The sequence below is a fragment of the Pseudomonas sp. PS02288 genome, from assembly GCF_029959715.1.
GTDB classification, from domain to species: domain Bacteria; phylum Pseudomonadota; class Gammaproteobacteria; order Pseudomonadales; family Pseudomonadaceae; genus Pseudomonas_O; species Pseudomonas_O kuykendallii.
In genome coordinates this window covers 24,492-44,934 of the sequence record NZ_JASCPA010000018.1, presented here as the reverse complement: position 1 = coordinate 44,934, position 20,443 = coordinate 24,492, and the positions used below count along the sequence as shown (strand labels likewise).

17 protein-coding genes are annotated in these 20,443 nt (G+C 55.2%); 12 read left to right on the top strand and 5 right to left on the bottom strand.

The window, feature by feature from the left end; genetic code table 11:
- The first annotated feature begins 232 nt into the window (after positions 1-232).
- Positions 233-676, top strand: a complete 444-nt coding sequence (locus QMX85_RS09750; protein ID WP_137821415.1) for a disulfide bond formation protein B — start codon at positions 233-235, stop codon at positions 674-676.
- Positions 673-1,317, top strand: a complete 645-nt coding sequence (locus QMX85_RS09745) for a thioredoxin domain-containing protein (RefSeq protein ID WP_282340351.1) — start codon at positions 673-675, stop codon at positions 1,315-1,317. The genes QMX85_RS09750 and QMX85_RS09745 overlap by 4 nt, the downstream gene beginning before the upstream one ends.
- A gap of 82 nt (positions 1,318-1,399) precedes the next feature.
- Here the strand turns inward: QMX85_RS09745 and cadR are convergent, their stop codons facing one another.
- The gene (cadR, locus tag QMX85_RS09740) at positions 1,400-1,852 is read right to left on the bottom strand and encodes a Cd(II)/Pb(II)-responsive transcriptional regulator (protein ID WP_282340432.1); all 453 of its coding nucleotides are present in this window, start codon (positions 1,850-1,852) and stop codon (positions 1,400-1,402) included.
- A gap of 234 nt (positions 1,853-2,086) precedes the next feature.
- Between cadR and QMX85_RS09735 the strand changes: the two genes are divergently transcribed.
- From QMX85_RS09735 to QMX85_RS09710, 6 genes are all read left to right on the top strand, one after another.
- On the top strand, positions 2,087-4,369 hold the full coding sequence (locus QMX85_RS09735) for a heavy metal translocating P-type ATPase (RefSeq protein ID WP_090256265.1): 2,283 nt from the start codon (positions 2,087-2,089) through the stop codon (positions 4,367-4,369).
- A gap of 16 nt (positions 4,370-4,385) precedes the next feature.
- Positions 4,386-4,748 carry a DUF3703 domain-containing protein gene (locus tag QMX85_RS09730; RefSeq protein WP_090256266.1) on the top strand — a complete coding sequence of 121 codons (363 nt, stop codon included), beginning with the start codon at positions 4,386-4,388 and terminating at the stop codon, positions 4,746-4,748.
- Positions 4,749-4,756: 8 nt separating this feature from the next.
- Complete coding sequence (locus QMX85_RS09725; RefSeq protein ID WP_090256267.1) at positions 4,757-5,233, top strand: hypothetical protein; 477 nt, start codon at positions 4,757-4,759, stop codon at positions 5,231-5,233.
- A 605-nt stretch (positions 5,234-5,838) separates the two neighbouring features.
- Entirely contained in the window at positions 5,839-7,164 is a 1,326-nt protein-coding gene (locus QMX85_RS09720) for an OprD family porin (protein ID WP_282340345.1), read from the top strand.
- Between the two features lie 192 nt (positions 7,165-7,356).
- Positions 7,357-7,593: a hypothetical protein gene (locus tag QMX85_RS09715; RefSeq protein ID WP_143003857.1), complete on the top strand. Its 237-nt coding sequence runs from the start codon at positions 7,357-7,359 to the stop codon at positions 7,591-7,593.
- Between the two features lie 465 nt (positions 7,594-8,058).
- A complete protein-coding gene (locus QMX85_RS09710; RefSeq protein ID WP_282340342.1) occupies positions 8,059-9,018 on the top strand; it encodes an arsenic resistance protein in 960 nt (319 codons plus the stop codon).
- 116 nt (positions 9,019-9,134) lie between these two features.
- Here the strand turns inward: QMX85_RS09710 and QMX85_RS09705 are convergent, their stop codons facing one another.
- From QMX85_RS09705 to QMX85_RS09690, 4 genes are all read right to left on the bottom strand, one after another.
- Positions 9,135-12,257 (bottom strand): CusA/CzcA family heavy metal efflux RND transporter, encoded by a 3,123-nt coding sequence (locus tag QMX85_RS09705; RefSeq protein WP_090256270.1) that lies wholly within the window; start codon positions 12,255-12,257, stop codon positions 9,135-9,137.
- An 11-nt stretch (positions 12,258-12,268) separates the two neighbouring features.
- Positions 12,269-12,610, bottom strand: coding sequence for a P-II family nitrogen regulator (locus QMX85_RS09700; RefSeq protein ID WP_090256271.1), 342 nt, complete (start codon positions 12,608-12,610; stop codon positions 12,269-12,271).
- Positions 12,611-12,624: 14 nt separating this feature from the next.
- Entirely contained in the window at positions 12,625-14,214 is a 1,590-nt protein-coding gene (locus tag QMX85_RS09695; RefSeq protein ID WP_143003858.1) for an efflux RND transporter periplasmic adaptor subunit, read from the bottom strand.
- A gap of 152 nt (positions 14,215-14,366) precedes the next feature.
- Positions 14,367-15,650, bottom strand: coding sequence for a TolC family protein (locus QMX85_RS09690; protein WP_241693741.1), 1,284 nt, complete (start codon positions 15,648-15,650; stop codon positions 14,367-14,369).
- A 555-nt stretch (positions 15,651-16,205) separates the two neighbouring features.
- On the opposite strand from QMX85_RS09690, the gene QMX85_RS09685 reads away from it, so the two are divergent.
- The 4 genes from QMX85_RS09685 to QMX85_RS09670 all read left to right on the top strand — a co-directional run bounded on the left by QMX85_RS09685 (position 16,206) and on the right by QMX85_RS09670 (position 20,342).
- Positions 16,206-16,880, top strand: coding sequence for a heavy metal response regulator transcription factor (locus QMX85_RS09685; RefSeq protein WP_090256273.1), 675 nt, complete (start codon positions 16,206-16,208; stop codon positions 16,878-16,880).
- Positions 16,877-18,280 carry a heavy metal sensor histidine kinase gene (locus QMX85_RS09680; RefSeq protein ID WP_090256274.1) on the top strand — a complete coding sequence of 468 codons (1,404 nt, stop codon included), beginning with the start codon at positions 16,877-16,879 and terminating at the stop codon, positions 18,278-18,280. Before QMX85_RS09685 ends, QMX85_RS09680 begins: the two co-directional genes overlap by 4 nt.
- A 128-nt stretch (positions 18,281-18,408) precedes the next feature.
- Positions 18,409-19,668: an OprD family porin gene (locus QMX85_RS09675; protein WP_169852810.1), complete on the top strand. Its 1,260-nt coding sequence runs from the start codon at positions 18,409-18,411 to the stop codon at positions 19,666-19,668.
- A 341-nt stretch (positions 19,669-20,009) separates the two neighbouring features.
- The gene (locus tag QMX85_RS09670) at positions 20,010-20,342 is read left to right on the top strand and encodes a DUF2790 domain-containing protein (RefSeq protein WP_004574339.1); all 333 of its coding nucleotides are present in this window, start codon (positions 20,010-20,012) and stop codon (positions 20,340-20,342) included.
- Positions 20,343-20,443 lie beyond the last annotated feature (101 nt).

Genomic DNA, 20,443 nt, shown 5'->3' with positions numbered 1-20,443 from the left:
CATTGCGGCCAAAGACCACTGCAATCCAGGATCAACTTATGCAATCGCTTTCTCCTCGCGGGTTCGTGGCTCTGTCCGTGCACCTACGCCGCCCGGCGCTCTTATCGCTGTTCGCCATCTCGTTGATGGTTATGGGCATGGCAGATGCACGGGCTCAAGACGTCACCACAAGCGGTATCGCGCCAAAGCTAGTTTCCGCGCCATCCACCTCAGTCGAGGGCAGGTATCAACCATGAAGGAAGCAGAGACAAACACTCGCGCTATCAACCCCTGGGGCCTGCTACTTATGGCCTGGGGTATTGCGCTTGTTTCAACTTTAGCCGCGCTGTTCATCGGCGAGGTCATGGGGAAAACACCCTGCGTTCTCTGCTGGTTCCAGCGCGCATTCATGTTCCCACTGGTCGTGATTCTGGCCGCTGGTTGCTACATCTCAGATTTCGGCGTCTGGCGCTATGCGTTGCCAGTTACCGTCGTGGGTTGGCTCATCGCGCTTTACCACAGCCTGCTCTACCTCGGGATCATCCCGGAGAGCATCAAGCCCTGTGGTGCAGGACCATCATGCTCCAGCGCTGACATGATGATTTTCGGCAGCATACCGCTGCCACTGCTTTCGCTGGGTGCATTCACCCTTATCGCTGTTCTTCTTGTTCTCATCCGCCGGAGGTCTTCCCTATGAGCAGACGTGCAATCGTCCTCGTCATCAGCATTCTTACTGCGCTCGGCTTCGCTGCTGCGGCATTCGTTTATGATCGATATTCGGCAAGCGAAGAAACTCCGCCAGCGGCCCCGGCAACCAGCTCCTTGGTGCGCTTCCATTCGCCAGTTATCGGTGCCGCTAATGCGCCAGTAACCATTGTTGAGTTCTTCGATCCGTCCTGCGAAGCCTGCCGTGCCTTCTTTCCACTGGTTAAGCAGATCCTGGCTGAGAACCCGAAAGATGTGCGCTTGGTGCTGCGTTACGTCCTCTTCCATGACGGCTCTGAAACAGCGGCAAGAATCCTTGAAACTGCGCGTAAGCAGGGGGTCTATGAGCCGGTTCTGGAGGCAATCATCGCGGCTCAACCGCAATGGCACAGTGACCCTCAGGTGCTCAAAGCCTGGGAGGCTGCTGAAGCTGCAGGCTTAGATGTGGAAAAGGCCCGCGCAGAGATGATGGCTACCGATATCACCGAAACGCTTAAAACAGACGCCCAGGATGCCCAAGCTGCTGCCGTGCGCCAGACGCCCACGTTCTTTGTGAATGGCAAGCCGCTCCTGAGCTTTGGTGCACAGCCACTGATTGATCTGGTTAAAGCTGAAATCGAACAAAGCAAATAAGCGCTTGCAGTTTGTAAACAAACGAACCCGCACCACCGCCTGCAATGTCTCGTGCCGAGTACTGCAGGTGGTGGCGCATTGTTTAGTGGCGATGGCTTTTCCCAACGTGGGTATGGCCATCATCTGGAAGTGCACTGACTCCGCCAGTGGTGTTCAGCCGCTGAAGAATTCCACACTCGTCTACACCCCGCTCAGAGGCGCAACGGTGGCGTAACTCAACCAGCTGTTGTTGCAGTGCCAGCAGGCTGGTCACTCGCGCTTGCACATGCTCGATGTGCTCATCCACTAAGCTATTCACACCCTCACAGTTCCCCTCTGGCCGATCCATCAGCGCCAACAAGCTTCTGATCTCGTCCAGGGTCATGTCCAGTGTTCGGCAATTACGAATAAACGTAAGCCTCTCAAGGTGCTCACTGCTGTAAAGGCGGTAATTACCCTCGCTGCGAGCCGGAGCCGGCAACAGCCCCTCGCGCTCGTAATAGCGAACCGTTTCAACTTGGCAATCGGCAAACTTGGCCAGCTCTCCAATTTTCATGAATACCTCTTCGACAAACGCTTGACCCTGTAGTGGCTTCAGGGTGTTCACTCTGCACAACTGATCAATGAGGATACCCCCATGGCTGGCTGCTGCAGTGATGAACACAAACCTGAAGCGGTTTCAAAGGATGTCTGCTGTGACCCCAATGAGGCGATTAAGTGCTCCTCCGCTACAGCCTCAACGGTAAATGCCCTAGCTGGCTCCAGGCTCAGCAGCTTTCGCATTGCGCAAATGGACTGCCCTACCGAACAGTCGCTGATTCAGGACAAGCTGAGCAAGCTCGCTGGCATAGATAAGCTCGACTTCAACCTGATCAATCGGACTCTTGGGGTATGGCACAACTTGCCGTCGACCGCGCCTATCGAAGCGGCGATCTCGTCCCTGGGCATGCAAGCAGAACCGTTATCTGCCGAAGGACAAGCCCGCATCAAAATAGAACAGATGGACTGCCCAACGGAAGAAAAGCTGATCCGCGACAAGCTGTCCTCACTCCCTGGCATCAGCGAGTTGGAATTCAACCTGATTCAGCGCGTACTGACGATTCGCCACACAGCAGATGCACTGCCAACAGCACTGGCCGCTATTCGCGACCTTGGTTTCACGCCAGTGGTTGAAGGGGCAGCGACATCAGACGAAGGCACGCAAGGAACCCCGCGCAAGAAGGCCTGGTGGCCTTTGGCGCTATCGGGTGTGGCTGCTGTATCGGCTGAAGTGATCCACTTTGCCGAGCTTGCTCCGGAGTGGGTTGTGGCTGGCGTGGCGCTGCTCGCCATCCTGCTGTGCGGCCTGACGACTTATAAGAAGGGCTGGATCGCGCTGAAGAACCGCAACCTGAACATCAATGCGCTGATGAGTATCGCGGTGACCGGTGCGGTGCTGATTGGGCAATGGCCAGAAGCGGCCATGGTCATGTTCCTCTTTTCTGTCGCCGAGTTGATCGAAGCGAAGTCGCTGGATCGGGCGCGCAATGCCATCCGCGGCCTGATGGATCTGACCCCTGAGCGCGCCACGGTGCAGCAGATCGATGGTACATGGCTTGAAGTTGACGTTAAAACCATCGCCGTAGGCGCATTGGTCAGGGTAAGACCGGGCGAACGAATCGGTCTCGACGGCGAGGTTACTTCCGGCAACTCCACCATCAACCAAGCGCCCATCACGGGGGAAAGCCTGCCCGTAGAGAAAATCATTGGCGACCCGGTTTTTGCAGGAACCATCAACGAAGCCGGCTCCCTGGAGTACCGCGTCCTAGCCGCCGCTGCCAACACCACGCTGGCACGTATCATTCACGCGGTCGAAGAGGCGCAGGGGTCACGTGCGCCGACCCAGCGCTTTGTCGATCAATTCGCCAAGGTATACACCCCTGTCGTATTCCTATTCGCCCTAGCAATCGCCATTGTGCCGCCACTCTTCATGGCCGAGCCCTGGTACGACTGGATCTACCGTGCCTTGGTGCTGCTGGTGGTCGCCTGCCCTTGCGCCTTGGTCATCTCGACGCCCGTCACCATTGTCAGTGGCCTGGCAGCGGCGGCGCGTAAAGGCATTTTGGTCAAAGGCGGCGTCTATCTGGAAATCGGTGGCAAGCTTGGCTTCCTGGCACTCGACAAAACCGGAACCATTACTCATGGCAAGCCGGTACAGACCGATTACATGCCGTTGGTTGGACAGGACTCAGAACTCTACCGTACACATGCTGCCAGCCTCGCCAGTCGCTCTGACCACCCGGTTTCGCAGGCAATAGCCAAGCATGCCACTGAGAATGGCCTGACGTTTGCTGCCGTTGAGGGATTCGAAGCCCTATTGGGTCGAGGTGTTCGAGGCACCATCGAAGGCATAGATTTCCACCTGGGTAACCACCGCCTGGTGGAGGAGCTTGGCCTCTGCTCACCCGAGCTGGAAGCGACGCTGGAGCGTCTCGAACGCCAAGGTAAAACAGTGGTGGTGCTGTGCAATCCGCAGCGTGCCATTGCCCTGTTCGCCGTTGCCGATACCGTCAAGGACTCTAGCCGCCAGGCAATCGAGGAGCTTCATGCGCTTGGCGTGAAGACCACGATGCTGACCGGCGATAACCCGCACACCGCAGAAGCCATCGCACAGCAGGTGGGCATCGACGAAGCACGCGGCAATCTCCTGCCAGTCGACAAGTTGCAGGCTATTGAAGCATTGCAGGCGCGCGGCTACGTTGTAGGAATGGTCGGCGATGGCATCAACGATGCGCCGGCGTTGGCGAAGTCCGAAATCGGGTTCGCCATGGCCGCCGCCGGCACGGACACGGCCATCGAAACAGCGGATGTGGCCTTGATGGATGACGACCTGCGCAAGATCCCGGCCTTCATCCGCCTGTCTCAACAGACCGCCGTCATCCTCAAGCAGAACATCGTGCTGGCGTTAGGGATCAAGGCCCTGTTTCTCGCCATTACCCTAACGGGGCAGGCGACGATGTGGATGGCCGTCTTTGCCGACATGGGCGTCAGCCTGCTGGTGGTGTTCAACGGCCTGCGCCTGCTTAAAAAGTAGGATCGGAGGATTGAAGATGAAAGCAGCATTGCAACTCGCAATTGAACAAGCCTTTCAACAGGCCGAGCACGCCATGCAGGAGAGGCGTAATACCGATGCCTTTCAATGGCTGGAGCGCGCGCACATCCTGACTCAACGCCAGCCCTTGCTGCACGCCAGATCACACTGTCTGATGCTCACGCTCGGTTGGCAGATTGGCGATTATCGCGAGGTGGCCGGGCAAATACCGCGCATTTTCGCGGCCTTGTTGTTCTCCAAAATCTGGGTGCCCATTGGCAATACAGGCCGCTCCAGAGTCAGTGCGTTCAAGCCCATGCCGGTTCCTGAAGAACTCCAGGCCTTGCTTGCGAGCGATGAGCAAAACCCATCCAGTCGGTGATTGTGTCCATGCAAGTCGATCTCGCCACCCAGCTGCCGTGCACACTTGCAGAGGTGATCGCCCAGGTGCGCACACCACGCCTGCTGCGTCAGGTTGCTTCACCCTTATTGAGTTTCAGCCCGCTGGCTCCGGCTGAGTTTCCTGATACCTGGAGCGAGGGCACCTACTGGGTCAAGCTGAAGTTATTCGGCGTACTTCCCATTGGCCGTCAGGCGATTGTGATTACCTACCCGCAGATGGAAAACGCTCAGACCTTCATGCTTAGAGACAACGGCTATAGCCCGCTGATCAGCAAGTGGGATCACCTCATTACGGCACATGAGGTGAGTGGCGGAACACTTTACCGAGATCGCGTGACTATCGAGGCCGGCATTCTCACCCCATTCGTGTGGCTCTTTGCGCGCCTGTTTTACGCACACCGTCAGCGCCGCTGGGCAGCCTTGGCGGCAAATGGCTTTAACTACGGAAACTCTCAGCCGCTGTAGTCATCGCCCCTTGCTTGATTCTTGGCCGCATCAGCCAACGCTTCCTCTGGCAAGCGCTGAGCCCATGGCTATTCACACTCCTGCGGTCACAGTTCCAAGCACCATTACTGCCATGAGCTGGAATATACGCAGTGCGCCTGCCAGCTCCAGCTTATCAGCAAAATGCTGACTTACACGACGGGAGTGAGCAGCATGCCCGAACCGCACAAGGTGATTCGGATGGAGGCTTACGGGCCTCCATACAAGATCAACCGGCGTCCCCCCCTGCCGGCTTGGCACATCAGCCCGGCGCTATCGGTCAATCTGAGTGCACCGTCCGATGAGCTGGCAGTCGTGATCATTCGGCCTGATCAAGGCCGGAGCTCTCTCGACCTACCCGTCGGATTCTATTGAAAATCTGAATTCAAATGTCGCTTTAAGACAACTTTTATTGCCGCCTTGTGAAGATTACAGAATTGTAATCTTCCAATCATCTTCAAGTTATCTTCAGCTTGCAAGGATAGGGCTCAGCTCCCCAAAGGCGCAGAGCGCTTGAGGGTGCAATACCTATAAGAACGCCATGGCGAAAACTAGACTAATAACTGCCAATTATAAAGGAGCAATAAATGCTTAATAAAACCAAACTATCCCTTGCAGTATTTTCGGCGATTGTCAGTGCAGCTCCGCTCATGGCGGCCGCAGAAGAGCAAGCCGAAGGTTTTGTAGAAGGTAGCAGTTTCAATATTCTCAACCGTAACTTCTACATGAACCGTGACTTCCGTAAAGGCCAGTCAAGCCCCACGGACAATGGTTACACTGAGGTATGGGCTCACGGGATCATTGGTAAGTTTGAGTCGGGCTTTACCCAAGGCACGGTAGGGTTCGGTATTGATGCCTTCGCCATGCTCGGCCTTAAACTGGATACCGGCGATGGTCGTTACGGCCCAGGTGGCACCGTCAATATGCTTCCTGTAAATAGTGACGGCGAAGCTGAAGACGATTACTCCAAAGTTGGCGGTGCAGTAAAAGCCCGAGTACTCGACACCGTTGTCAAAGTGGGTGATGTCTTCCCCATGACGCCAGTGGTTCACTACGGTGACTCCCGCCTGCTGCCGGAAAGCTTTCGCGGCGTCACGGTTGAGAACACTAGCTTTGATGGTTTGACCCTTCAAGGTGGCCGCCTGCATGCCATGAGCCAGCCGCAAGTCAGCACCATGCGTGATGAATTCGCAACATTCTATGCGGGCTCTGTCGCGTCGCCATGGGTTGCCTATTTCGGCGGTGACTATTCGCTAAATGACAACCTGAGCTTTAGTCTCTATAGCAGCCAACTCAAGGATGCTTGGAAGCAGCACTATGCCGGTACGTCCTTCACCTACCCGCTGACCGACAGTGTTTCCTTGTTCGGTGGCTTGAACTACTACAAAGCTGTTGATGACGGCCAGCAGCTGTTGGGTGAGTTCGATAACGACATTTACAGCGGCAAAGTGGGTGTGCAGTTCGGTGCACACAGCGTTGCCCTGTCGCACCAGCGCAACAACGGCGACGATGATTTCGACTACCTGCGCCAGTCTGATTCCATCTTCCTCGACAACTCTATTCAGTACAGCGACTTCAACTCGCCGAAAGAGAAGTCCTGGATGCTGCGCTACGACCTAGATATGGCCAGCTATGGCGTTCCTGGACTGACCTTCATGACGCGCTATGCGCTGGGTACAGATGCGGACTATTCCGACGCCAACAGTGTGTATATGCGTCGTGATACCGATGGCAACCCGCTGACTGACCAGAAGCGCTGGGAACGCAACATCGAAGCCAAGTACGTCGTCCAAACGGGCTCACTGAAAGAGATGTCCTTCCGTGTTCGCCAGATGACTACCCGCGCAACGGATTACGAGTCGGATCTGGACGAGGTTCGTCTGATCGTCGAGTACCCACTGAGCGTGCTCTAAAAATGGATGGGCGGGCGGGCTCTAAAAGCCCTGCCTGCTCATGCATAACAAGAAAGATAGTGATTAGATTTCAAGAATGTAATGTTGAGCTCACGCTGCTGTTAGCTTCCATCTAGTAAAATTCATTCGAACTTGCAGAACTTGTCCATAAAACTCGACAAGCTATTAATTGAATTTTACGAGGCCTGCCTTATGAAGATATTGAAAGCCCTGATTATTGGATCGTTACTTCTTGCGGCCTCAACACAGACTTATGCAAGAGGAGATGGTTACGACCGCTCAATGAAATTTCAGGAAAGATTTCGAGCAGATCAAAAACGAATTCACGGAACTAAGCCCGCCGCCAAGCAGGCGGACGAGTCAAAGGTTAAGAACAGCAGCCAAGATCGGATCGATACCGATACTAAAAAAGAAACCAAAGCTGACTAACTGCTCACTTCCGAACGATGTTCACCTCTAGAAGCTCCCGAGCTCCTTTGGAAAGAGGTGTACCCTCAGCGCCCTTCGGGGCGCTTTTTTTATTTAACCCCCTCCATATCCAATAGCCTAACTGAGAATATAAAACGCCACGCTAGAGAACTAAACTCTACTCCTTCGCATGTAATTCATATCAGCAACAAGCCATCGCTGTCAGCGTGTAGCAAGAAGGGCAAAATGATACGGGCCGAAGGCCTTACATTGATCTGCCTGATATCTGCAAATGCACTTGGCTATCTCCACGATGCTAGAGCACGGTGTCATTTGAACACCGCGCCCTTGTACCGTCAGCAGACACTCGTTCAGTAGCCAGACGCTGCGCCTATCTCAATCCTTCAAGGCTCAGGCCATCCAAGAGTGCCCCCACGCTCTCCGCTACCTAATGTAAGCTGACGTTTTTTCCTCCTTGAGGATGCTATGAGTAGGGATGCGCTTGAACAAAACCAGATACCGATCTATTTCGTTGCGGTCATTGCAGCGGCAATCGGTGGGTTAATAGCTCCTGCAGCTGCGCAGAGCCTGAACGCATTACTGACCCCGACCATCGCCGTGCTGATGTACGCGATGTTCCTGCAAATTCCCTTTCTTGATCTTCGCGAAAGTCTTAGCAACAAGCGCTTCATGTCAGCCTTGCTTATCGCCAATTTCGTACTGATTCCACTGCTGGTGTGGGCACTAACCAGAGGGCTCGCAGACCACCCGGCAATCCTAATCGGCGCTCTTCTGGTTTTGCTCACCCCCTGTATCGACTACGTGGTGGTCTTTACTCACATTGGCAAAGGCGACTCGCGTGCGATTCTTGCAGCAACCCCCATCCTCTTGCTGTTGCAGCTTGTGCTGTTGCCTGTGTATTTGGCTTTCATGCTAGGGGAGCAATCCGAAGTCGTTATCTCGATAGGCCCTTTCGTTGAAGCGTTTCTCGCACTGATTGTCGCGCCTTTGTTGTTCGCGGTGGTTACAGCAGCCTTGGCTAAGCGCTCGCGGGTCGTATGTAGCTGGAACACCGTATGGGCATGGATGCCAGTCCCTGCGATGGCGGCAGTTCTCATTGCGGTGGTTGGGTCGCAAATCTCGCCGGTGGTACGTGATATCGACCAGCTTTTACCGGTGATCCCGGTGTATATCGGTTTCATGCTTTTGGCCCCCGTAGTGGGCGCACTCGCTTCAAGAGCTTATAAACTGCCCGCCTCGACGGCGAGAGCGGTTACTTTCAGTACCGCCACACGTAACTCGTTGGTGGTTCTTCCGCTGGCCCTGGCATTGCCTGAAGAAATACGAGGGCTTGCAGCCGCAGCGGTCATCACCCAGACGCTGGTTGAGTTGGTGGGTGAGCTTGTCTACATCCGGGCAGTGCCGATTCTCATTTGGCGTAAATAAAACCGCTGAGGACGTCACAGGCACAGTCACTGCCCACATTGAGCGGTATTTACGGTAAGCAAAAAGCCCCGCTCAAGAGCGGGGCTTTTCAGTTGCACACAAATAGCGCTGTGAACTTAGCGCAGACGATGGGCCAAGCGGTAGAGCAATGGCAAAACCAGCAGCGTCAGCGCGGTTGAAGACAAGATTCCGCCAATCACCACCGTCGCCAGAGGGCGCTGAACTTCTGCGCCCGTACCGATGGCAGTGGCCATTGGAATAAAGCCCAGAGACGCCACCAAAGCTGTCATCAGCACCGGACGCAAACGAGTCAACGCGCCTTCACGAATAGCCTCGTCCAGCCCCATGCCGTTCTCACGCAAACTGCGAATGAAGGAAATCATTACCAGGCCGTTGAGCACCGCCACGCCCGACAAAGCAATGAAACCCACGCCCGCGGAGATCGAGAGCGGAATATCTCGCAGCCACAAGGCCATGATCCCGCCTGTCAGCGCGAAGGGCACGCCGGTGAACACCAGCAGGCCATCTTTGACATTGCCGAACATCATAAAGAGCAGTGTGAACACCAGCAGCAATGAGACCGGTACGACAATCTGCAGGCGCTTGGCCGCCGACTGAAGCTGCTCGAAGGTGCCGCCCCAGGTCGTCCAGTAGCCTGTAGGGACGCTAACCGCCTGGGCGATCTTGCTCTCGGCCTCGGCGACAAATGAGCCGATATCGCGACCGCGAACGTTAGCGGTGACCACCACGCGGCGCTTGCCACTTTCACGGCTGATTTGGTTCGGCCCCGGTGCGGACACCACACTCGCCACATCAGCCAAGCGCACAAACCCTGGGCCATCCAACCCATCGCCATTGGCCAGACGAATAGGTAGCTGCTGGATCTTGTCGACATCATTGCGCCACTCGTCCGCCAGGCGAACTTGGATATCGAAACGCCGGTCACCTTCAAACAGTGCACCCGCCTCGCGCCCGCCGATGGCGGTGGAAATGGCGTCCTGAATCTCCGAGACATTCAAACCGAATCGTGCGGCTTTCTCACGGTCGATTTGTACGCTGAGCATCGGCAGACCGGTGGTCTGTTCGACCTTCACATCAGCTGCTCCTGGAATACCCTCCAGCACCTCAGCGATTTGCTCGGCGGTCTCGTTCATCACATCCATGTCATCGCCAAACACTTTCACTGCGACGTCACTGCGTACGCCGGAGATCAGCTCGTTGAAGCGCATCTGAATGGGCTGAGTGAACTCATAGTTGTTGCCGGAAACCTGTTCAACCGCCTCCTGCATCGCCGCAACCAAATCGGCTTTGCTGCGATCAGGATCGGGCCACTGGTCGCGCGGCTTTAGCATGACAAAGTTGTCCGCCACGTTCGGCGGCATTGGATCGGTTGCGACTTCAGCAGTTCCAAGCTTGGCGAACACCGTATCAACCTCGGCAAAGGATTTGATTCGTTGTTCGAGTTGCACCTGCATTTCAATTGCTTGCGAAAGGCTAGTGCCAGGAATACGCAGGGCATGCAAAGCGATATCGCCCTCATCCAGGCTCGGCACGAACTCACTGCCCATCCGCGAAGCAGCTAAACCAGAAAGCACCATGATGACTGTCGCAATGGTCAGCACTAACGGCTTGCTGACCATGACCCAATCTAGCAACGGCGCGTAGCCTTGCTTGACCCAGGCCATTAGCCGATTTTCTTTTTCACTGACGTTGCCATTGAGGAACAGTGCAACAGCTGCCGGGACGAATGTCACCGAGAGGATCATGGCTCCGAACAGGGCTGTCACCACGGTGAACGCCATTGGGTGGAACATCTTGCCTTCCACGCCGGTCAGCGCAAATATCGGCAGGTACACCACCATAATGATCAGTTGGCCGAACAGCAGTGGACGACGCGCCTCCTTCGACGCCGCGAACACCTCATGGAAGCGCTCATTACGGGTCAACGTTCGGCCTGCTGCGGCCTGGGCGTGAGCCAAACGACGCACGCAGTTCTCTACGATCACCACGGCACCATCGATGATGATGCCGAAATCGAGTGCGCCAAGGCTCATCAGGTTCGCGCTGACCTTGTTGCTGACCATGCCCGTAAAGGTGAACAGCATCGACAGCGGAATCACCATTGCGGTGATGAGGGCCGCCCGAATGTTACCCAGGAACAGGAACAGGATAGCGATAACCAGCAGAGCGCCTTCGATCAGATTCTTCTTCACCGTATTGATGGCCTTATCGACCAATACAGTGCGGTCATAGACCGTCTTCGCTATGACTCCTTTCGGCAGGTTGCGATTGATCTCCTTTATGCGCTGGTCGACAGCCTGCGATACATAGCGGCTGTTCTCACCAATCAACATAAAGGCAGTGCCGAGCACCACCTCCTGGCCGTTCTCAGTAGCGGCCCCGGTGCGCAGCTCCTTACCCAGGCCAACCTCGGCCACATCACCGATGCGCACAGGAACACCATCGGTGTTCTTGATGATGATGTTGGCGATGTCAGCGATATTGCCGACTTGTCCCGGAGCGCGGATCAGGTACTGCTCGCCGCTGCGTTCGATGTAGCCCGCACCAACGTTGGCATTATTGCTCTCCAACGCAACCACAATGTCCTGCAGGCTGAGGCCATGTGCGACCAGGCGCTCCGGCTTGGGTGAAACCTGGAACTCCTTGGCATAACCGCCAATGGTGTTGATCTCGGTAACACCTTTGACGGTTCGCAGTTGCGGCTTGACGATCCAGTCCTGAATCTCACGCAAATCCATCGGAGTATAGGCGCTGCCATCCGGCTTCTTCGCACCGTCTTGCGCCTCGATGGTCCACATGTAGATCTCGCCCAGACCAGAAGCGATTGGCCCCATGCTCGGCGACAGATCACTGGGTAGATTGCTACGCGCTTCCTGTATCCGCTCATTCACCAACTGACGAGCGAAGTAGATGTCTGTGCCGTCTTCGAAAATGACGGTGACCTGCGACAACCCGTAGCGTGAGATTGAACGCGTTTCCTGTAAGTTGGGCAGCCCAGCCATTACCGATTCAATCGGAAAGGTCACGCGTTGCTCAGTTTCCAGTGGCGAGTAGCCCTTTGCCTCGGTATTGATCTGCACCTGCACGTTGGTGATGTCGGGAACCGCATCAATCGGCAACTTCTGGTAGCTGTAAACACCCAACGCCGCCATGCCGAGCACAGCCAGCAAGACTAGCCAGCGCTGGTCGATGGCGAAGCGAATTAATCGTTCGTACATGTCAATTTCCCCTAAAGCGCAGCATCACCGCGCTCTCCAGTACGGATGCGCAATGCGTCGGTCAAAGGGGCCACGGCGACGATTCCATCACCGGGAACACCTGTGTGGGCGGCCTTCTCGATGGCATGGACGATCTCATCGGCAACCTCATCGGAGCAGAACGCCAGCAGCACGAGATGCTGATGGGCGTCTGGATTCCATTCGTCTGCGATATATCCATGATCCTTGCCGTGACCACGCGGATGACCATGGGCTGGCAGGATGGTGAATCCTGGTAGATGCGGCAGTGCGTGCAGCGCTTGCTCGACGGCTTCAAGCCGGATCGGACGAAAAATAGCTGTAACTTGTTTCATAGCTCGACTCCGAATTAGTGGTCATGGCTCGCGCCGGCTTTGCCAAGCTCAGCTTTGATCAGGAAGCTGTTCTTCAGCGCGTATCGATCGCCCGCCTTCAGACCCGAGATAACCTCGACGAAGTGGCCGTCGGATTTGCCCAGCTCAAGAGGCCGAGCTTCTAGCTGGTTATCGAAGCGGCCGAACACTACCTGCCAATCGCGAACGGTCTGGATCGCTTCGACCGCTACTGCAACGGGAACGTCGTTCTCCTGGGCAATCACCTCGACCGTCACTGGCAAACCAGGCCGCCATATCCGATCTGGGTTGGCTAGCACGATGCGAGCAGTCGCCGAGCGGGTTTGCGCCCCAACCAGAGCGCTGACATAGGAAATGGAGCCCTTAGCCGTGGCGGCGAATGCGCTGGAGCTCACGACAACGTTTTGCCCTTCGGCGATTACGCCCAAGTCTTTCGCCGCGACGGTTGAGTCCACCCATACGGTCGACAAATCCGAGACGGTAAAGACTGCGGAGTCCTCTTTGAGTACTTCACCAACAGAGATGCTTTTGCTGGTTATCACGCCATCGATAGGGGCACGAATCTCGAATTCGGTGAGATTCTGGCCTTTGGCCGGGGCACCGCCCAGCGAAGCGATTTGTTGCTGGACGCGCTGCACTGCGATAGCAGCTTCCTGCATGGCAACTTGCGCCTGCAGGAAGTCCTGCTCGGCGGAAATCTTCTCTTCCCACAATTGCTTTTCACGTGCATAGGTCGTGCGGGCAAGCGCAGAGCGTTGCTGGGCGGCCATTAGCTCGCCACGCAGTTCGGCCAGCGCCTGGCTGGAGATTTTGGCCAATACCTGACCCTTGCTGACCGTATCGCCAGCACTAACCGCCACCGAGTCGACGCGCCCGGCAAGTTGCGGGGTCACCTGAACCGTGCGGTCACCGTTGTAACGAACCTCGCCGAGCACTTGCAGCGTGGAGGCGATTTTCGCTGGACCAGCAGTGGCGAGCGTGACGCCACCCTGCTCAAGCTGCGCATCCGTCATCGTCACGCGGCCCTCAACCTGCTCGTAACCGAACGAATAGCTCTTGCCACTGTGCTTGGCGCTGATGGAAACCTGGAATGAATGCGGCTCTACAACCGCGGCATCGCCACGTAGGTAGTCATTCTCTTTGCTGAAATTGATGATTTGCGCAGGTTGGCCAAGACGCAACAAGGTCACCTGTACCGTGCTTTCAGTAGGATTTAAAAGCTTACCGTCCAGGTAGGTATAGAGCCTGAACTGAGGCTCTACGCCCTCCTCAAAAATCGTCACTTCAAGTGCATAATCACCCTCGGTGAAAAGCTTGCCGCCATGCTCGCCCTTGGTGGGTTCTACAGTTTCATGGTGCTCTTTATCTGCATGCTCATCGGCCTCTTCATGCTCGTCGGCCGAAGCCTCCCCGTGGTGCTCGGGATCTGCGTGAGCCGATACATCCTCATGACTCTCATCATGGCCATGGCCTTCCTCCCCGGACTTACCAGGGCTACCACTTAGAATCAGACCCGCCACGGCTAAACCGATGACGACAACAGCCACAATCATCAGCCACTGCTTTCTGGGAGTTGTTGATGCCATTGGTAACTCCAAATTATCAAAAGTATTGAATTTGACTCATGCCCAGGCGGCGACTAAACGCGCTCAATAAACATGCAGCCGCCAGGAAAGCAGGCGAGGCTTCATGTCGCATGACGCGACCATCTAAGGCGTTATGTAGGTGTGAGAGATGCTTATTTTTTGAATTCGATGTTGAGTTGGGAGCCGTAAATCTTCTCCAAGCTCACCCAGGCCGAAATAGCTTCATCCAGGGTATTCAGGTATTGGGAGCGCATGCTTACGAGGGTGCGCTGAGCATCGAGTACATCGATAAAGGCAAACTTGCCCATCTCGAATCCACGTACTGCGCCCTCTACTGCTTGCTGCGCGGTCGGCAGCAGTGTGCCGCTGATCGAGTCGACTTCACTTCTAGCGCTTTCCCACTGCTCAAATGCCTGCTGGGCTTCCGCGCGCAGGCGGAGCTCTGCGGCATTGCGCAAATCCCGCGCTTGGTCAGCTCCTTGAGCAGCGGCCAGCACATTGCCTTGGTTGCGGTTGAACAACGGAATAGGCATCGACAAGCCGAGCAAATTGACGCGCTCGCCAAGCCCTTCGTCGTACTGGCTGCCAACGCTGACGGTGAGGTCTGGAATGCGCTGCGACTTTTCGAGTTCCAAGGAAGACTCGGCACGCTGGATTTGCGTGTTGGCCAGCCGTAGGTCCGCTGTATCTGTTATGCGTGCAAGCATCTCAGCCTGCGACGGCAGGTACGGCAGGCGCTCAAGATCACCCTCGACATGCGCGAAGTTCGGTGTCTTGGCACCCGTTATGAGCGCCAGTTGCTTGTAGGCATTGCTTTGATTGAGGCGTGCGCGATTCAGCTCCAGTTGAATTTCCGAAAGCTGCACCTGAGCACGCGAAATTTCGATTGGCGAAGCCTTGCCGGCCTTTACGCGCCCTTCGACCACCTGAAGTCCGCGACGGGCAAGGTCTAACGACTGTGTGGAAAGCTGCAGTCCTTCCTGGGCACGCAGAGCTGAGTAAAAGGCCTGGATGACCTCAGCGCGCAAGATGTTTTTCTTACGCTCCAGATCAATCGCCACCGCGTCCTGATCACGCTCAGACACATCAATACGCGCGCTACGCTTGCCTCCCAGCTCAATTGGCTGAGATACCTGAATGCTGGTAACGCGCGACTCACTGCGCGTGTCCTCAACGCTCCAGGACAACTCAGGATTCGGGATCAGCCCAGCTTGAGTACGAGCACCTTCGGCAATACCTGTATTCCATTGTGCTGCAGCGAACTCCTGGTTCTCAGTGAGCGCTTGCGCAAACGCCTCATCAATCGTTATTGACTGCCTTGTTGATTCGGCAGCAGTTGTTGGAACTGGAGCAATTAACAATGCAGCCAGTAGCCCTGAAAATACACAGAATTTACCTATTCCAACTCCATGTCCGGCCATTGTTTTTACATGCACTTAAAGTCCTCCACAGAACTAGCTCTGCTGGAATATAATGAAGGCCTTTATATTTATTAATCCCGAGGGATATCGAGGATTATCGCTTGGGAAAATAAGTAGAAAGCCAATTCCCGGCAGAATGTAGTGCTCCATGCCTATCAGCAAGGTGACTGGAAAATTACAAATACGTTATCCAGCACTTTTCCAAGTAGGCCTGTATTAGTATTGGCAGCGCTCAAGAGAGCAGGCAATTTAGCGCCCAGCAACAACTAGAAACAAACACAGTTAAATAGCGGTTGCCTCGCGGGTAGCGCCCCCGGGCAGCCCTGCCAGTCAAAAGTTGGGTGTTTTGGATAAGGACAAGTACTGCGACATGTTGTCGCTTAACCCCTTTGAGCCATGCGAAATAGGCATTACAGCTTGACCCTAAAGCCGCTTCAGGCTTTAGCCTTGGAGCAACCTGAAAAGCCGTAGGTCATATCCGTGACCGCCGATGAAAGAATTAAAACCACTCCGCAGCCATAACAAAAAAATATCTAAAAATACTGGCCGCATATTTTAAGGTGAATTTTTATGCGAATCCTTATTGTCGAGGACGAGCCCAAGACTGCCGAATACTTACACCAAGGTTTAAGCGAAAGTGGCTATGTAGTTGATAAGGCCGCCACTGGCGTGGACGGTCTCCACCTTGTTAGGCAGCACACTTACGACTTGGTAGTGCTTGATGTAAACCTGCCTGGAATTGATGGTTGGGGCGTGCTTGAGCATATACGCAGTAACAGCAGTACTCGCGTGATAATGCTGACTGCACGCGGGCGCTTAGTGGATAAAATTAAAGGCCTGGATTTGGGGGCGGATGATTATTTAGTCAAACCGTTCGAGTTCCCTGAGTTACTTGCGCGAATTCGTACGTTGCTACGGCGAAGCGAGCAAATTCCAGTACCGGAAGTGCTGCGGGTAGCCGACCTTGAGCTTGATCCGGCGAGGCACCGCGCGTTCCGTGGTGAGCAGCGCATCGACCTGACCACTAAAGAGTTTGCGTTGCTGCACCTACTGATGCGCCGCTCTGGGGAAGTGCTATCGCGCACCCAGATCATTTCGCTGGTCTGGGATATGAATTTTGACTGCGACACCAACGTCGTCGAAGTCTCCATCCGCAGACTACGCGCCAAAATTGATGACCCGTTCGATAACAAGCTGATTCACACCCTCAGGGGTGTCGGGTACGTGCTTGAGGAACGTGCATGAAGCCGACCAGTCTATCCATGCGCCTTGGCCTGTCGGTCAGCGTGATGGGGGCGGCACTGGTTGTTCTGCTAGCAGCACTCGCCTACTTCGCGCTTACCCATGAGCTGGACTCGTTGGCCAAGCAGAGTCTTGACGGCAAACTTGAGCAGATTCAGCACAATCTCGCCGAAGACATGAGCGCACATGCAATTGCCCAGCAACCTCACGAGCTGCTGGATCTGGTCATGGGGCATGACAATCTGCACCTGACGATCTACGGGAAAAAGTCAGGCACCAAATTACTCCTGAATCTGGGTGAGAAATCCAGGGAGCCCATTCTTGCCAACATACCAGCAGGCGATACCCCTATTTACCAAAGCTGGTCGGATGCTGAGGGAAACAACTTCCTGACCGCATCCAAGGTGATGCTGCTCAACGACGGCGACCACGTCAGGGTCTTACTCTCAATTGATCGATCTGCCGACGAAGCACTGCTCAGTGCCTACCTCAAGTCAACGTTGATCGCGCTCCCTCTTCTTCTGGCGCTAATTGGCATGGGCGCATGGTGGATTGTACAACGGGGCCTTTCTCCGCTCCGGCAATTTCGCCAGGTTGCATCGCTGATATCCACGCAGGATCTGACCCATCGGATTTCCGTCGACAAACTTCCACAAGAACTCAGCGCGCTGGCCCACGGCATCAACTTCATGCTGCATCGTCTTGATGGTGGCGTTCAGCAGCTATCGCAGTTCTCTGATGACCTGGCCCATGAGTTGCGCTCACCTATCACCAACCTGATGGGTAAAGCGCAGGTAACGCTCTCAAGACAGCGTCCACCTGAGGAGTACAAAGCCGTACTGGAATGCTGCACAGAAGAGCTGGAGCGCGTCACCCGAATCGTGTCCGACATGCTGTTTCTCGCTCAAGTCAGCCACCCCGCATCCCTGGTTCCCTTCGAGAAGATTGCACTGGAGGACGAGGCAAGACGCGTTGTGGATCTGTTCAGCATCTCCGCTGAAGAGAAACAGATCAGCCTGAGCATTTCCGGGGCCGGCCGAACCTTCGGTGATCGGCTGATGGTACAGCGCGCCATTTCAAACCTCTTGTCCAATGCGATTCGGCACAGCCCCATTGGCGCAAACATCTCGCTGCTGATCGAGAAGCACAGCGAAACCGTGTCGTTCTCGGTGGGAAACCCGGGGATTGGCATCCCCGCACAGCACATCCCTCATTTGTTCGAACGCTTCTACCGCGTCGATACCAGCCGCTCTCGTGCCGAAGGTGGGACAGGGCTGGGCCTGGCAATTGTTCGCTCGATCATGAGCCTGCATCAGGGCACGGTCGAGGTCAGTAGCCTGCCAGGCAGCTTCACCGTATTCCGTTTGATCTTCCCCAAAGTCCGCAATGGTTCCTCGACCTAGACCTGCAGGCGTACAGGCATAACGACCAGCCGAAGATTGGCCGCAGAGGAACCCGCCCCTATTCGGAGAGCACGGCATACAGCGACGGCTCCCCGATATGCCACCCCCCTGAACATGGATAAACAACAATGAAGAAGACCCTCTTGGCAGTCGCGGTGAGTACTGGGGTACTCAGTCTTAGCCAGCCAGCCGCAGCTGAGTTTTTCGCAGACAGCAAAGCCGGGCTGGAAGCGCGTAACTTCTATTTCAATCGCGACTTCCGCCAAGACTCAGCCAGCCAATCAAAGCAGGAAGAATGGGCCCAGGGCTTCCTGCTGCGCTACGAATCCGGGTTCACCGAAGGGACAGTCGGCGTGGGCATCGACGCCATTGGCATGCTTGGCCTCAAGCTGGACTCTAGCGCCGACCGCTCAGGCTCGGGCCTGCTCAAGCGCGATAAAGAAGCACCTCGTGCCGCGCAGGATGAATATGGTGAGATGGGCTTAACCGCGAAGCTGCGCGCCTCAAACAGCGTGCTGAAACTGGGCACGCTGCAACCCAGACTGCCAACCGTCCAAGCAAACGATTCGCGCCTGCTGCCACAGACCTTTCAAGGCGGGCACCTGAATTCGCTGGAGATTGACGGGCTTACCTTCGATGCAGGCCAGCTCAAGCAAGTAAGTCAGCGCGACTCATCCGATAGCGAAGACCTCAGCATTGCCAGCGGCGCAGCCCGCGCTATCAGCGGCGGCGGAACCCAGACGAGCGATGAATTCAACTTCGCCGGGGCGACCTACAAATGGAACAGCAACCTGGCCACCGGCTACAACTACGGCAATCTGGACGAGTTCTACAAGCAGCATATTTTCACGGTCCTGCACACCTTGCCGCTAGGTGACAAACAATCGCTGAAAACTGATCTGCGCTACGCTCGCTCCACCGACGAAGGCAACAGCAACGTCGACAACAAGGCATTCGGGGCGATGTTCACCTATGCCTTTGGCGGCCACGCACTCGGCGTTGGTTACCAGAGCATGAGCGGAGACACCGGTTACGCCTACATCAACGGCACCGATCCGTTCCTGGTCAACTATGTACAGATCGGCGACTTCGCTAACAAAGACGAAACTTCATGGCAGGCCCGCTATGACTTCAACTTTGCCAGCGTTGGCATCCCTGGCTTGACGTTCATGACCCGTTACCTGACTGGTGACAATATTGATCTAGGCGCAGGCAAAGCCGATGGTAAGGAATGGGAGCGCAATACTGACATCGCCTATGTCTTCCAGAACGGTGCGCTGAAAAACCTGGGCGTAAAATGGCGCAACGCCACGCTACGTTCGACCAATTTCGGCAACGATGTTGACGAGAACCGCCTGATCGTCAGCTACACACTTCCGCTGTTGTAATTAGCAATAATCCGTGCGTTGCACTGTTTGTGCAGCGCACGCATTTAGCGAAATGCACAGACGGCGACTATGGGGAGCCGCCAAGAGTGCATTACTACCGCTAACGATCGCCTCACCAAAGCTGACTTTCCAATGACCCACTCACTGATACCTGGGTAGAAATTGTTATCTTCGGTAGCCGACGCCTGTAATTGCTCTGACGAGTGCCAAACATAACTGACGTATCAAAACCTTTACTCTCAAAGAGTTTAGATCCATTACAGGAATGTAATTCTCGCTTCACGTTTGTGACAGGGTCTTGCGTTTATATTTTAATCACCACCTTGAAGGAGTGATTAAACATGAAAAGCCTCAAAGTTATTGCAGCCCTTGCCGCTATGGTTGTTTCCTCTGCCACTCTGGCAGAAGGCGGCGCTGATCGTGTTTATGGTCGGATGATTCAGGCCAATGAGCAGGCCATGCAAGAGTATGCTGCCGCTAACGGAAAGAATCCGCCTGAAGTTATTCATTACCGCTACGGCATGAAACTCGATATCGCCAGGGTCGTGGCCACTACCCCGACGGACTCTAGCTGCGGTGTGATGCCGGCCCAGATGACCTACGAGGACTCCAATGGCGATCTGAATATTCTTGAATACCGGGCAGCCGGGACAGGTTGCCGTAATCAAAACTAGATAAATGACATCGCGCTGACTGAAATGTAATTTCCAAGTCACCCTGACGTTATTTGGCATGTGGAAATATGATCAAGGCGTGCCTGGCTATGCCCGGCGCG